Below are 13,820 nucleotides of genomic sequence, written 5' to 3'. Positions count from 1 at the left end.
GTCAGCAAAGGGATCCATGTAAGCCACCCACCCTCCTTCGGAGGGAAACGGGGGCTTTTATGTTTGTAATGAATTGTATTTTTGAGTTTCCACGCTAGGCGTGGTAAGCTGAAATGAGATAAATTTGAAACCGAGAGGAGCTGCTTCGGATGTTCAGGCGTGATTATTTGATGCGACAGATTGAACAATTGACGGTGGTGCTGCATCGGATTCTTTTTAATAAGGAACATATCCCGATTGAAGATGCGCAGAGACAGTTAGATGAAGCTAGTCGTCATTTATTGGGTTTGAATATTCGTTCCCTCCAGTCTTTGTCCAGTAAGGATATTCTGGAATTGCTATCCTACCAAGGGAGCATCGATACGGCGAAGGCGTTAGTGATTAGTGATATGTTTGTGGGGCAAGGGGACTTGCTTCACCAGCATGAGGAGGAAGGCGAGGCCTATTGGGCGTATCTGAAATCCTTGGATCTGCTTTTGCATTTGTCTCTCTCGGATGAAGTTGAGTCCGAGGATGAGGTCAATCAGGAAATTGCCACTCGCTTGGCCCAGAGCTTGGATCATCTGAAAGGCTGGGAAATCCCAGAAGGTACTCAAAGACTGCTATTCTCACATTATGAGAAGCAGGACAATTATGCGAAGGTTGAAGATGTTTTATTTCATTATATGGAAGACCATCCGGAGAAGTTAGAGTTACCGTCACAAGGTCTTATTTTTTACGAAAAGCTGTTGCAGGTAGAGGACGAGCGATTGATGGCTGGAAATTTTAGTAAGGAAGAAGCGATTGAGGGTTTGCGGATTATGAAGATGAGACTGCACTTATAACATTATTTAATTATAAAGCTGAAGGTGTTGAACAAAATGGCGTGGTACCAAGAAAGTTTTGGGAATGACTATTTACTGGTTTATAAACATAGAGACATGCAGGGCGCTTATCATGAAGTGAAAAAAATGGTGAATTGGTTGGAATTGAAGCAAGGTGCACGTCTGTTGGATCTCTGTTGCGGGATGGGACGGCATTCGATGGCGCTTTCGGAGTTTGGTTATACGGTAACTGGTGTTGATTTGTCGAACGTGCTGCTTCAGGAAGCGGCCAAGCTGGGTGGAGAAGGGCATGTGACATGGATTCACGGAGATATGCGGGAGGTTCCGCTTAATGAGCCGTTTGATGCGGTTGTGAATTTGTTTACGTCGTTTGGTTACTTTGATGAAGATGAACAGAATGAGAAGGTGCTTCATGAAATGCATCGGCTGTTAAAAAAGGAAGGTCGATTCATTATCGATTTTCTGAATCCAGTCTATGTGAAGGCGAGTTTGGTCACGCAATCGGAACGAAACGAAGATGATCTGACCATCCGCGAGACGAGAGTGATCGAAGAAGGCTGTGTGCGCAAGCGGATCGTGGTATCCCAAAAGGGTGAACCGGACCGGCATTATTTGGAGCAGGTGAAGTTGTATGAGCGACCTGTATTTGAAGCCATGTTGCAAAAAGCTGGTCTACATATCGATCATGTCTATGGGGGCTATGAAGGGCAGGACTATTCGCCTGAAACTTCGAGTCGGATGATTTTTGTTGGACATAAGGAAGGATGACAACTCGGATATGAACGTCGTGACCGTACATACAGACGAAATTACACAAGTGAAGGTGCCGTTGCCATTTCCCTTGCGTTGGGTGAATGCCTACTTGATTCGCGGCAGCAATGGGTACACCGTGATAGATCCAGGGTTGCATACCCCGGAAGCTGAGGCGCTCTGGCTGCAGGTGCTGCAGGAGCAAGGGATTTCGTTTGAGGACGTAGAACAAATCGTGCTCACCCACCACCATCCCGACCACTACGGGATGGCCGGCTGGTTCCAGGAGCGCACGGGCGCGCCGGTTCTCCTATCGGAGACCGGATACGCGCAGGTGCAGCTCCTGTGGGGCCCGGAGCAGCCGATGTCGCCGCTGCTCCTAGAGCTTTTCGCCCGGCATGGCTTCCACGAAGCCGGGCTGGAAGAGATGACGAAGCACATGGTGAGCTTCGTCGAGTTGGTTTCCCCGCAGCCGCAGGTTACCCTGCTGCGTGAAGGGCCTGTGCGCCTCGGCGACCGCGTCTACGAAGCCATCGAGACCCCCGGCCATGCCGCGGGTCATCTCGTCTTCTACGACGCTGAGGCGCAGGTGATGTTTTGCGGCGATCACGTCCTGCCGCAAATATCGCCGAACGTTTCCTTCCTCCCGCAGGTGGAAGAAAACCCGCTCGGCGCATACCTGAGCAGCCTGCAGGAGATCGGTAGGCTGCCGGTTGTGATGGCTTACCCCGGGCACCGGGAGCCATGGCAGGGCTTTGGCGCACGCGCAGAGGAGCTCGTGCGGCATCACCATGAGCGGCTCGCGATCATGGAAGGTCAGCTTAGCGCGCCGCAGAGCGCTTATGAGGTGTGCCGGGCGACGTTCGGCGACCGGCTGAGCGTTCACCAGCTCCGTTTCGCGCTGTCGGAGACGATCGCGCACTTGATCCTGCTGGAGGCCGAAGGCCGCATCCAGCAGGTGGATCCGCAGGCAGATCGCGTGTACTACGTCGCGATATCCAAATAACGAAAAACCCTCCAACAATGGATTTAGTTGGAGGGTTTTTCTGTTATGTGTATCTTTACATCACATGCAGTCTTACTTCAACGGCTTACTATACGTCGGCGTATGGTTATGTGCTAACCGACCACAAGCTGCCGCCACAATACCGCATACCATATCATCGATAAAAGTATTGCATTTGCCATCCGCGTGATCACTATCGAGCTGCTCGATAATACCGATTTTTGCTTTATCCAAATATCCGAAATTCGTCAATGCAATGGTCCCGTACATGAGAGGGACGGCAGTTGCGATGCTTTCATCTACGCCGAAAAGACCTTCATCCATCCCCACAATGTGATTGTATTGCGGATTGAATTCTTTGGCTTCCACAGCCGTATCAATTTTGATCGCGAGCTGGAGCGCATGAAAGGTTTGCTGCTTGCGAAGGACGGCGAGAATATGCTCTTCACAGAGACTTCGTGGCATATCAGGATTGTAAGGGCGCTGCAGTTGATCAAGAATCTCAACCATATCATCTAGCAATACACCCCGTGCCTCGAGCATTTGCAGATTGCGCTTGGTGTAATCGACTTTCACGCTATCCGAAATAATCACACTGGCGGTTGATGCGACAATCGCACAAATCCCCTTGGAGATGAAGGATTTCGGTCTTTTGGTCGGGAAAAAGAAGCGGAATTTACAGTCGATGAAGCCGAAAAGCGATATCGCGCCGCTGCCATATAGACCGCAAATCGACATCGCGATGGTGCGGTGAACATTATATGCAGGATCTTTCATGCTAGCTAGCAACTCTGCATCATGTTTGACCTTCTTCTGAAGCTCCATCAGGGTGGACATGACATTGAACGTTTCAGTTTTACTTAAAACACCTAGTAGGGTGGTTGTAATTAAGTCGGTAGGGATCTTCTTAATGCCTTTTATTTCAACGAGCAATCTTGCAACGGCTTCCTCGATGACAGCTTGTGGATAATGGCTGAAAACCTCTTCTCGAAATTCATTGAAAATGAGGGTCTTTTCCTTCAAAAATGTTCTCATGACAAGCACCTCCTTGTTCAAATATCAGAAAGTATTTGTTGCATTTGATAAGTAGCCGTTTATTTTGGGTTTACGCTGGTATTCAGTATAACATATGAGTTTGAATTGACGAAGAATGGTAACGGAAGCCTCGATTCCTGTTTTTTTATGTTTTACAAAAAGGTGGACAAAAAGTAGTTATAAATCGGACAAAGCCTCGTATACATAATAATACGAAAAAGCTTCGTACAGGCCATGCGAATAGCAAAACTCGAAGGAGGAAATAAGCAAATGAAACATCAACATTGGATTCGTTCAGCCGCTTTAGCGGGGGTGATTGTTCTGCTGACCACGGGATGTTCGATTTTGGGCTCCGGAAAGAAGAGTGACATCGATGCACCTCCGACAACGGGTGCAGAGGTAGACGTGAAGACGACTTCAGCTGCGGTTACAGTCGACATGTCCGAAGATATTACATCACAGATGACCGTTTATGTGAAAGATGGCAAAGGCTTTGTCACACCGTTAAGTCTAGCATTGCCTAAGACACTCTCTGTTGCTAAGACAACGTTAGAGTACATGGTGGACGGTGGACCAGAAGCGAGTCAGCTGCCTTCAGGGTTCCAAGCCCTTCTACCTAAGGGGACTAAGGTCATTAGCTTAAATGTGAAATCGGACAAAAGCGCCACGGTTGATTTCTCCAAGGAGTTCCTCAATTACGATGTAAAAGATGAGCGCAAGCTTCTTGAGGCCATTACGTGGAACTTAACGAACTTCCCTACGATTGATAAGGTTCAGCTGCGTGTGGATGGCAAGGATTTGAAAGAGATGCCAAAAGGCAAGACACCACTTGATGCACCATTGGCACGTACGATGGGGATTAATTTGGAGAAAGCAGAGGATACCGAATTTGGTCAAGCGACACCGGTAACTCTTTATTTCTTAAACCAAAACGATCAAAATTACAAATATTATGTCCCTGTAACTCGTCTCATTAAGAGAACGGATGATGTTGCTAAGGCTGTTGTCGAGCAATTAATTAAAGGTCCTGATCAGAAGAAGGGACTTGCTGCTGTCTTAAACGCAACAACAGAGCTGAAGAGCATTAAGCCAGGCGAGGGTCTAATCACTGTGGACTTCTCCAACAAGTTGCTGGGTACTGATCAGAAAGCTTCAGCCGATGCTCTGCAATCTGTCATCTTGTCTTTAACCGAGAATACGACGTTTAAACAGGTGCAAATTAAAGTGGATGGTGCTGTGAAAATTACGTCGACGGATAATCAAAACTACAGCAAGCCTGTCCTGAGACCAGCGCATATTAATCCAGCGAAGCTCTAAAAATATACGTTAATTACACACTACTAGGTTACCCCGCTTTTTTAAAACAGGGGAGTGACCTAGTAGTTTTTTGATTATTTTTCTAATCACATGCCCTAGGATGCTTTTCCTTGACGAGTTTGTTACAATGGGGCGTAAGGATTAGAGCTTGAGATGTATCTACAGGAGGAGAAAGACATTTATGAGAATTGGTGGAAGAACGGATCAAGAACTGCGACCTATGCAAATAACCCCTCATTATATAAAACACGCAGAAGGCTCGGTCCTCATTGAGGTCGGGGATACGAAAGTCATTTGTACGGCTACGATTGAAGAACGTGTTCCCCCTTTTATGAAAGGACAAGGAAAAGGTTGGGTCACAGCGGAGTATTCGATGCTGCCGCGGGCTACGCAGGTTCGAAATCAGCGTGAAGCGGCAAAAGGTAAGCTCGGTGGACGTACGATGGAAATTCAACGTCTAATCGGTCGAGCTCTGCGTTCTGTTGTCAGTTTGGAAGCGCTAGGCGAAAGATCCATTACACTGGACTGCGATGTTATTCAAGCAGATGGCGGCACGCGCACAGCATCAATCACTGGTGCTTTCGTGGCGATGGCGTTTGCAATCAACAAGCTTGCCAATGATAAAAACTTAGCCAAGTTCCCGATCACCGACTTCCTTGCTGCTGTCAGTGTAGGCGTTATTGGTGATACGCCGAAGCTGGATCTTAATTACGAAGAGGATTCCAAAGCGAAGGTTGATATGAACGTGGTAATGACAGGCCAAGGTCAATTCGTTGAAGTCCAAGGAACGGGTGAGGATGCGCCTTTTTCCCGTAAGGAGCTGGATGAATTACTGGCGCTTGCAGAAGCAGGGATTAACACCATGATCGAAGTACAATCAGGTGTGCTAGGACCGATCGCAGATCGTATTCGAGGTGCTCAGCATGCGGCTACAAAGTAATTTTGTCGTCATTGCAACGCGTAACGAAGGCAAGGTGAAGGAGTTCGCCAAGCTTTTTGGAGCCAAAGGTTATAAGGTTCGCAGTTTGGCGGATTACACGGATTTACCGGAAATCGTTGAGAGTGGGAAAACCTTTGCTGAGAACGCACGGATCAAGGCGCAGATCATCTCTGCGCATCTTCATGTACCTGTACTCGCGGACGATTCTGGATTGTGCGTAACGGCTTTAGGCGGAGAACCTGGTGTGTTTTCGGCTCGCTACGCGGGAGAGAACGCAACAGATGCAGACAATAACGCGAGGCTTCTACAAGCCTTGCGTGAGTTGAAGGATCGAATTGAGCTGACTGCAGGGGAGGGGCATCCTCCGATATTAAGCGAGGCTTCCTACGTATGTGCGCTCACGCTGATTGATCCCGTGGCGAATGAAGTGATCGAGGCCGAGGATGTTTGCCAAGGTTTTATCCTTCATGAAGAGCGCGGCGAAAGTGGCTTTGGGTACGATCCATTGTTCTATATTCCATCACTGGGTCGAACGATGGCCGAGCTAACGATGGAAGAGAAGAATGAAATGAGTCACCGCGCCAAAGCTTTGCGTATGTTCCTTGACCAGCTTCCAGATCAAACGAACTGAAACACAGCAAGACCTGCAACCACGTGAATGCGTGGAAGCAGGTCTTCTTTTTTGAGTGCTTTGTAGTTACCGAATCGATATTTTATAAGTTCGGAGCCAAGTGTCTACTTGCGCTAAATAAGCGAATAGCTGAGGACCTGTCATTAACTGACCGAACCATGGAAGATCGAAATCATTGGAGTCTGAGCTTGCGAGTGCGCGGATCTTTTTGACGTCGATGAAAGGCAAGATAGGGGATGAGGGATCATCTAGAATTTCCAGTACCCATTTTCTCACTGCTGTTAAATAGTTCGGGTTGTGTGTTTTCGGATATGGACTTTTCTTCCGTGTTAGGACATCTTCAGGTAATACACCTCGTAATGCTTGACGCAAGATTCCTTTTTCCCGATCCCCCGAAGTTTTGATTTCCCAAGGAATGTTCCACACGTATTCAACTAAGCGGTGATCACAGAACGGGACGCGTACCTCGAGGCCAACAGCCATACTCATACGATCCTTACGATCAAGCAATGTGGGCATGAAACGCGTTATGTTCAAATAGGACATTTCCCGCATCCGATTCTGCTGCTTCGTTTCCCCAGCCAAACGTGGTACCTCGCTTAAGGCTTGCTGGTATCGATTACTTACATACTCGACGGGCTTAATCCAATCAACGAAGTCTGGCGCGAGAAGGTCGACCCGATTAGCTAGCTTGAGTGACCATGGGAACGTGTTCGCTTCCAGTGCATCTGAATTGTGGAACCAGGGGTATCCACCGAATATTTCGTCAGCAGCTTCACCTGAGATCGCAACGGTAGCTTCTTTTTTGATTTCTCGGCAAAATAAATATAAAGATCCATCGACATCGGCCATCCCTGGTGTATCGCGAGCTAGTACGGCGGTCTTCAGGGATTCCACAAGTTCTGGTGTATCAAATTCAATATAATGATGCTCAGTACCTAAGTGGTCAGTCATCCTTTTTATCCAAGGTGCATCTGAGTTCGGTTGGAATAGATTCGCTTTGAAATGCTTGTCGTTATCCTTGTAGTCCACAGAGAAGGTGTGAAGGGATCCTTGCCCACTTTCTTTGTAGTGCGTCGCAGCAAGCGCGGTAAGTGCGCTAGAGTCAAGCCCGCCTGAAAGAAGCGTACAGATGGGAACGTCCGAGACGAGCTGACGCTCGGAAGTATCTCGGAGCAATTGTTGAACTTGCGCGGCTGTAGCAGGGATATCGTCCGGATGTTGATGGCTTTCGAGCTTCCAATACGTGCGAATGGATAATCCATTACGATCAAAAATAGCAAATTGACCAGGCTTTAGCTCTGACATGTTGCGATAAATCCCATGTCCAGGCGTCCTAGCCGGTCCGACAGCGAATATTTCAGCAAAGCCTTCAGCACCAACTTCCGCTTTGAAATCAGGGTGGGCTAGAATCGCTTTAGGTTCAGAGCCGAATAATAATACACTATCCTGATGGGAATAAAAAAGAGGCTTAACGCCGAGTCTATCCCGCACTAGGGTCAGTGACTGCTCTTGGTCGTTCCAAGCGGCGAAAGCAAAGATGCCATTCAGGCGGTCAATACAAGCTTTCCCCCACTCCATAAAGGCAACCAACAGGACTTCGGTATCACACGTTGTGCGAAATTGATGACCGCGGAGCTCAAGCTCCTTTTTCAATTCAGGGGCATTATAGAGTTCGCCGTTATATACGATGGTATACGTATAGTCGCCTTGTTTGCGTACCATAGGCTGAGCGCCGTTCTCAGGATCCATGACACTAAGACGTCGATGTCCAAGGGCACAATGCTGTGAAATCCAGGTACCTGAAGCATCAGGTCCACGCAGGTGGAGCGTTTCCGTCATATTTTCTAGAATGGACGGGTACCCGGTCAAGTCTTTCCGCCAATCTATCCAACCCGTTATTCCGCACATAGACGTTCCTTCCTTTCTTTTGAAGAGAGCATAATGATAAAGGGTATGCAATTAGAAAGTATTAAATGTCTGTCCAGCAGCCGGGGGAGCAAGCGGGACGGCGGATTTTGTGTGGAAGGTGTTTAAATTTCGAACGTCCGTGACATTCTAAAGGGGTAATGCCATTCTTTCTTCAGGAGGCGAGTGCTCATGGATAGTCATTTCATTAGCAAGCTGCACGAGAAGCAGAGGAAAGCCGAGAAGAACAAAAGGACACAAGGTGACGGTCATACAGGCAAGAATTTGCCTCATAAGATGCACTAACGTCGTTTGGCATGAGCAAGAGCCTGTAGGAATGAATTCCTACAGGCTCTATGTTTTCTTTTTTCAGACAGTCCCTGCCTAGTTGGAGAAGTTCACCAGCATATTCAATGCGGAAACCCTCCATACTAGTATAGCTTTCATTCTATGAATTGAAGGAGCTGCTACTATGGGTAAAAAGAAGAGTATGATGCAGAAAACGCAAAGTGCAATCGATCACTCGAAGCAATCATCACGTATTCAATCGAATCTTGATTCAACGGAGCCAGGTCATCATCAACCGAACAGACCCTCTGTGTAAGCAGATGACCGAAACAACACCCTTGCAGCGCACGCAGCAAGGGTGTTGTTTCATCTTATTCCTTTTAGAAAACAAAAAAAAGACCGCGATTTCTCGCGGTCCTTTTTCTTACTTGACGTCCCAGGAGGGATTCGAACCCCCGACCGCACGCTTAGAAGGCGTGTGCTCTATCCAGCTGAGCTACTGAGACCTATGACACTTCTTACCGCCTGGACGTGATCCGTTTGGCGAAGCAAGAGTTATAATATCATATCGATTTATGGGAAGTCAACACTTATTTAAATATTTATTTTTGCAATCATTTGGATGATGGAGTAAACTGGCACAAGCGAGACCACGAACAGAGGTGATCCCTATGTCAGACCCTACTTTAGAGAATGTTATCCTTTTTCCTAAAACAGAGAAGTTCTATGAAGACGAGCTAACCAAGCTGTTACGCTCCGAGCAATATAAAGAAGCACTTGAAATGCTTACTTTTCTTCTGCAGTTTCCCAATGTCGATACGGATAAGTCTGACCAATGGGAAGCCCTGCGACACTGGCTGCTCACCATGTTTCCGGAAACAATGTTTTCGTCATCAGAGACAGTGGAAGAAGATTCGGAGGAAGAATCCGACTTATTGCGGCAATATATTCACGATAAAGCAGCATCAGATGATGGCGCTTTTGTGATGAAGCTTCAAACCATGCTTCAAGAAGGAACGCTGGAGGAACAAGTCAGCGCCTTGGAACAGCTTGCTTTTATCGAGCAATCTGAGGTTAGTCAATTCGTGAAAAATTGGCTATGCGAAAGGCCTAGACACCCGCATCTCCAATTTAAAGCTTTGCAGACGTTGAAACAAATGGGGGAACATGGGCTTATTGAGTATCCCAAGAATGGTAAAACGGTGCTCGTCGAGATCGATGAAACGCCTCTTACGGCGGAGGATTTTCCATTACGAATTCGTGATATGATTCGTAGAGTCGGGGACATTAGTGAAATAAGCCAGCCTGACTTTGTGTACTTTGCGACCCAGACTTGGCAGGAATTTCTTGCCTATGCGTATGGTACTTCGATTTACACTGAGCTACTTAGGACAGAAGAAAGTGCGGTAGACGTGTGGGCCTCCGCGCTGCATGCGATTTTGCAAGACAAATTGTTTGGTACGGTTGATAAAGAAGAGTTGTTAGAAACCTATGGAATCGTGGATGCCATGACGTTGCAATGGAAGCGGGCACACAATGTTTTAACCGCATTTGTAAAGCAATTTAACCCCGATCCTAGTTAAGAACAAAGCTCGCTTGAAATGAAAATGTTATATGGTATAATAGAATGGTTATAATGAGCTTAACGTGAAAAATATATGTCATGGTACATTTTTGGAGGGGAAGGCATAAAATGAAAGCAAGTTGGGAAAAAATAGAGAAGAACGTTGGCGTTCTTGAAGTTGAAGTTGGGGCAGAGCGAGTTGCAGATGCTTTGGATAAAGCATTTAAAAAGGTATCAGCGAAAGTGAATGTTCCAGGATTCCGTAAAGGGAAAGTGCCTCGTTCAATCTTTGAAGCTAAATTCGGTGTTGAAAGCTTGTATCAAGATGCACTAGATATCATTTTGCCAGAGGTTTACGTAGAAGCGATTGAAGAGGTTAAAATCGAGCCTGTTGATCGTCCTGAAGTAGATGTTGAGCAATTTGGTAAAGGTCAAGTCTTGAAATTCAAAGCTAAAGTAACAGTTAAGCCTGAAGTAACGCTTGGCGATTACAAAGGTATCGAAGTAGAAGCGGTTAACGCTGCTGTTTCTGAAGAAGAATTGAATGAAGAGCTTGCACGTTTGCAACAACGTCATGCTGAATTGGTTGTTCTTGAAGAAGGACAAGCTGCTAACGGCGATGTCGTTATCATCGATTTCGAAGGATTCGTTGATGAAGTAGCATTCGAAGGCGGTAAAGCGGAGAAGTACTCCCTTGAGCTTGGATCCAACTCCTTTATCCCAGGTTTTGAAGAGCAACTAGTAGGTCTTGGTAAAGGCGAAGAGAAAGACGTTAACGTTAGCTTCCCTGAAAACTACCACTCCGAAGATCTGAAAGGCAAAGCAGCTGTGTTTAAAGTGAAACTTCACGATATCAAACGCAAAAACCTGCCTGAGCTTGATGATGAGTTTGCAAAAGACGTAAGTGAGTTCGATACACTTGTTGAGTACAAAGAAGAGCTTCAAAAACGTATGCAAGAGCGTAAAGAAAAAGATTCCGAAGCTGCACTTGAAACTGCAGTTGTTGAGAAAGCTGCTGCTAACGCAGAAGTTGAAATTCCAGGTTCGATGGTTGAAGCTGAACTTGATATCATGGTGAAAGAATTCGAAAGACGTCTTCGCTCCCAAGGCATGACGCTTGAGATCTACTACCAGTTCTCCGGTCAAAACGAGAGCGCATTGAAAGAACAAATGAAAGAAGATGCTGACAAGCGTGTTCGTAACAACCTTGTTCTTGAAGCTATCGCAGCTGCAGAAAAAATCACAGTTTCCACGGAAGAAGTTGACGCGGAACTTGAGAAGTATGCACCGTCTTACCAAAAATCAACAGCTGAACTTCGTGAGCTGTTTGCTTCCAACGGATCTCTTGAAGGTCTTAGCAACGATCTAGTAATCAGAAAAACGGTTGATTTCTTGCTTCAAAATAGCAAGCATGTTTCCGCAGCCGTGTAAATAAGGTAAGTAAAGGCACGTACGCAAGCAACGTGCCTTTCTTCTACCCTAATTTACGACTAATTGCCTTAGTACATACGTATTACCGCTTACATAGCTGATTTCAGAAAAATGACATTGTTGCCCAATCGTGTTAAACTGTAAGTGAATCTCAAGTGAGAGAACATGGCGCTTGCCGCAAAAGGAGTTGGTACAATGAGTCTTATTCCTATGGTTGTAGAACAAGAGGCTCGTGGGGAACGTTCCTACGATATCTACTCGCGTTTACTTAAGGACCGCATAATCTTCATCGGGACCGCTATTGATGACGATGTGGCTAATTTGGTCATTGCCCAGCTGCTCTTTTTATCCGCCCAGGACCCTGAAAAAGATATTCACTTATATATCAACTCACCTGGTGGGTCTGTTACGGCTGGAATGGGTATCTTCGATACCATGCAGTTTATTAAACCGGATGTATCTACGATCTGTGTAGGTATGGCCGCAAGTATGGGTTCTTTGCTTTTGACAGCAGGAGCCAAAGGTAAGCGATACGCGCTGCCAAATGCAGAAGTAATGATTCACCAACCGCTCGGCGGTGTTAGAGGTCAAGCAACCGATATCAAAATCCATGCGGATTGGATTATCAAGACCAAGCATAAACTCAACCAGATTTACGTGGACCGAACGGGACAGCCGCTTGAAAAGATCGAAAGAGACACCGACCGGGATAACTTTATGAGCGCTGATGAAGCGAAGGCATACGGGTTAATCGACGAGGTTATCACTCGAAACGACTTGAAATAAAGGAGTGATCCCATGTTTAAATTTAACGATGAAAAAGGCCAACTCAAATGTTCCTTTTGTGGAAAATCCCAGGACCAAGTTCGTAAACTTGTTGCCGGACCGGGAGTTTACATTTGTGATGAATGTATAGAGCTTTGCACGGAGATTGTGGAAGAAGAATTAGGGCATGAAGAAGAGTTGGATCTGAAGGATGTTCCGAAACCAAAGGAAATTCGCAATATTTTGGATCAATATGTCATTGGTCAAGAACAAGCGAAGAAGTCATTGGCTGTTGCGGTTTATAACCACTACAAGCGGATCAACTCTCAGAACAAGCTTGAAGATGTTGAACTACAAAAAAGTAATATCGTCCTTCTAGGACCAACAGGTAGTGGTAAAACACTTCTTGCGCAAACCCTTGCGAAAATTTTGAATGTGCCATTTGCAATTGCGGATGCAACTTCCTTAACAGAAGCTGGTTATGTGGGTGAAGATGTTGAGAACATCTTGCTCAAACTGATCCAAGCTGCTGATTATGATGTTGAAAAAGCAGAGCGGGGCATCATCTATATTGATGAGATTGATAAAGTTGCACGTAAATCCGAGAATCCATCCATTACACGTGATGTTTCCGGTGAAGGCGTACAACAAGCTCTTCTCAAAATTCTTGAAGGCACAGTAGCTTCCGTACCTCCACAAGGTGGTCGTAAGCATCCGCATCAAGAATTCATTCAAATCGACACGACAAATATCCTATTTATTTGTGGTGGAGCTTTTGACGGATTAGAGCAAATTATCAAACGCAGAATCGGTAAAAAAGTCATTGGCTTTAGCACAGATGGCGCGAAAGTTGATTTGAAACCAGGTGAGTACCTTTCCATGGTTCTTCCAGAGGATCTATTGAGATTCGGTTTAATTCCCGAATTCGTAGGTCGTTTACCGGTCATTTCAACGCTAGAGCCGCTTGATGAGGCAGCTCTCGTGCGTATTCTTTCCGAGCCTAAGAATGCGCTCGTGAAGCAGTACCAGAAGATGCTCGAGATGGATAACGTTTCGCTTGAATTTGACGCAGAAGCACTTGATGCGATTGCCAAAGAAGCGATTAAACGGAACACCGGTGCTCGTGGCTTAAGAGCCATCATTGAAAGCATTATGCTTGATGTGATGTTTGAAGTTCCTTCAAGAACGGATGTATCTTCTTGTGTCGTTTCCAAAGAAACGGTACAAAACAAGATCACACCAGTTCTGACTACCAAAGAGGGCGCACAGCCATCGGGTAAGAAAAAAGAAGAAAGTGCTTAACGCACAATTTCATAAATGATCACACAGCCTCCAATCCAATTTCCATTTCTGGGAATCGG

Annotated in this window: 14 protein-coding genes and 1 tRNA gene; 12 read left to right on the top strand and 3 right to left on the bottom strand. The window is 46.2% G+C overall.

Translation table 11 applies throughout. The features are described 5' to 3' along the window. Nucleotides 1-149 precede the first annotated feature (149 nt). The 3 genes from AC58QG_RS29745 to AC58QG_RS29735 are packed head-to-tail and all read left to right on the top strand — an operon-like array spanning nt 150 to nt 2,580. On the top strand, nt 150-824 hold the full coding sequence (locus tag AC58QG_RS29745; protein ID WP_497365676.1) for a DUF6483 family protein: 675 nt from the start codon (nt 150-152) through the stop codon (nt 822-824). A 36-nt stretch (nt 825-860) separates the two neighbouring features. After that, the gene (locus AC58QG_RS29740) at nt 861-1,592 is read left to right on the top strand and encodes a class I SAM-dependent methyltransferase (protein ID WP_497365675.1); all 732 of its coding nucleotides are present in this window, start codon (nt 861-863) and stop codon (nt 1,590-1,592) included. Nucleotides 1,593-1,602: 10 nt separating this feature from the next. Then, nucleotides 1,603-2,580, top strand: a complete 978-nt coding sequence (locus AC58QG_RS29735; RefSeq protein WP_497365674.1) for an MBL fold metallo-hydrolase — start codon at nt 1,603-1,605, stop codon at nt 2,578-2,580. Between the two features lie 72 nt (nt 2,581-2,652). Here AC58QG_RS29735 and AC58QG_RS29730 read toward each other — a convergent pair whose 3' ends face one another. Then, entirely contained in the window at nt 2,653-3,615 is a 963-nt protein-coding gene (locus AC58QG_RS29730) for a phosphatidylglycerophosphatase A family protein (RefSeq protein WP_497365673.1), read from the bottom strand. A 270-nt stretch (nt 3,616-3,885) separates the two neighbouring features. On the opposite strand from AC58QG_RS29730, the gene AC58QG_RS29725 reads away from it, so the two are divergent. The 3 genes from AC58QG_RS29725 to rdgB all read left to right on the top strand — a co-directional run bounded on the left by AC58QG_RS29725 (nt 3,886) and on the right by rdgB (nt 6,503). Continuing rightward, nucleotides 3,886-4,932, top strand: coding sequence for a GerMN domain-containing protein (locus AC58QG_RS29725; RefSeq protein ID WP_497365672.1), 1,047 nt, complete (start codon nt 3,886-3,888; stop codon nt 4,930-4,932). A 181-nt stretch (nt 4,933-5,113) separates the two neighbouring features. Beyond that, nucleotides 5,114-5,872, top strand: coding sequence for a ribonuclease PH (gene rph, locus AC58QG_RS29720; protein WP_497365671.1), 759 nt, complete (start codon nt 5,114-5,116; stop codon nt 5,870-5,872). After that, entirely contained in the window at nt 5,856-6,503 is a 648-nt protein-coding gene (gene rdgB / locus AC58QG_RS29715; protein WP_497365670.1) for an RdgB/HAM1 family non-canonical purine NTP pyrophosphatase, read from the top strand. Before rph ends, rdgB begins: the two co-directional genes overlap by 17 nt. A gap of 66 nt (nt 6,504-6,569) precedes the next feature. On the opposite strand, the gene asnB is transcribed toward rdgB, so the two are convergent. Next, nucleotides 6,570-8,414 carry an asparagine synthase (glutamine-hydrolyzing) gene (gene asnB, locus AC58QG_RS29710; protein WP_497365669.1) on the bottom strand — a complete coding sequence of 615 codons (1,845 nt, stop codon included), beginning with the start codon at nt 8,412-8,414 and terminating at the stop codon, nt 6,570-6,572. A 189-nt stretch (nt 8,415-8,603) separates the two neighbouring features. Between asnB and AC58QG_RS29705 the strand changes: the two genes are divergently transcribed. Together AC58QG_RS29705 and AC58QG_RS29700 are read left to right on the top strand one after the other, a co-directional pair. Next, nucleotides 8,604-8,717, top strand: coding sequence for a DUF4023 family protein (locus AC58QG_RS29705; protein WP_082595252.1), 114 nt, complete (start codon nt 8,604-8,606; stop codon nt 8,715-8,717). A 166-nt stretch (nt 8,718-8,883) separates the two neighbouring features. Beyond that, nucleotides 8,884-9,015, top strand: coding sequence for a hypothetical protein (locus AC58QG_RS29700; RefSeq protein WP_268796183.1), 132 nt, complete (start codon nt 8,884-8,886; stop codon nt 9,013-9,015). A gap of 116 nt (nt 9,016-9,131) precedes the next feature. Here AC58QG_RS29700 and AC58QG_RS29695 read toward each other — a convergent pair. Continuing rightward, nucleotides 9,132-9,205: transfer RNA gene (locus tag AC58QG_RS29695), tRNA-Arg, on the bottom strand. A gap of 165 nt (nt 9,206-9,370) precedes the next feature. On the opposite strand from AC58QG_RS29695, the gene AC58QG_RS29690 reads away from it, so the two are divergent. The 4 genes from AC58QG_RS29690 to clpX all read left to right on the top strand — a co-directional run bounded on the left by AC58QG_RS29690 (nt 9,371) and on the right by clpX (nt 13,761). Next, on the top strand, nt 9,371-10,282 hold the full coding sequence (locus AC58QG_RS29690) for a hypothetical protein (protein ID WP_497365668.1): 912 nt from the start codon (nt 9,371-9,373) through the stop codon (nt 10,280-10,282). 110 nt (nt 10,283-10,392) lie between these two features. Beyond that, the gene (gene tig, locus AC58QG_RS29685) at nt 10,393-11,694 is read left to right on the top strand and encodes a trigger factor (RefSeq protein ID WP_497365667.1); all 1,302 of its coding nucleotides are present in this window, start codon (nt 10,393-10,395) and stop codon (nt 11,692-11,694) included. A 195-nt stretch (nt 11,695-11,889) separates the two neighbouring features. Next, complete coding sequence (gene clpP, locus AC58QG_RS29680; RefSeq protein ID WP_065851718.1) at nt 11,890-12,480, top strand: ATP-dependent Clp endopeptidase proteolytic subunit ClpP; 591 nt, start codon at nt 11,890-11,892, stop codon at nt 12,478-12,480. Between the two features lie 12 nt (nt 12,481-12,492). Further along, on the top strand, nt 12,493-13,761 hold the full coding sequence (gene clpX / locus AC58QG_RS29675) for an ATP-dependent protease ATP-binding subunit ClpX (protein WP_310501456.1): 1,269 nt from the start codon (nt 12,493-12,495) through the stop codon (nt 13,759-13,761). The last annotated feature ends 59 nt before the right edge of the window (nt 13,762-13,820 follow it).

The sequence above is a fragment of the Paenibacillus sp. J22P169 genome (assembly GCF_059691995.1).
The sequence above is the reverse complement of the archived record's forward strand: the minus strand, read 5'-3'. Positions and strand labels throughout refer to the sequence as shown.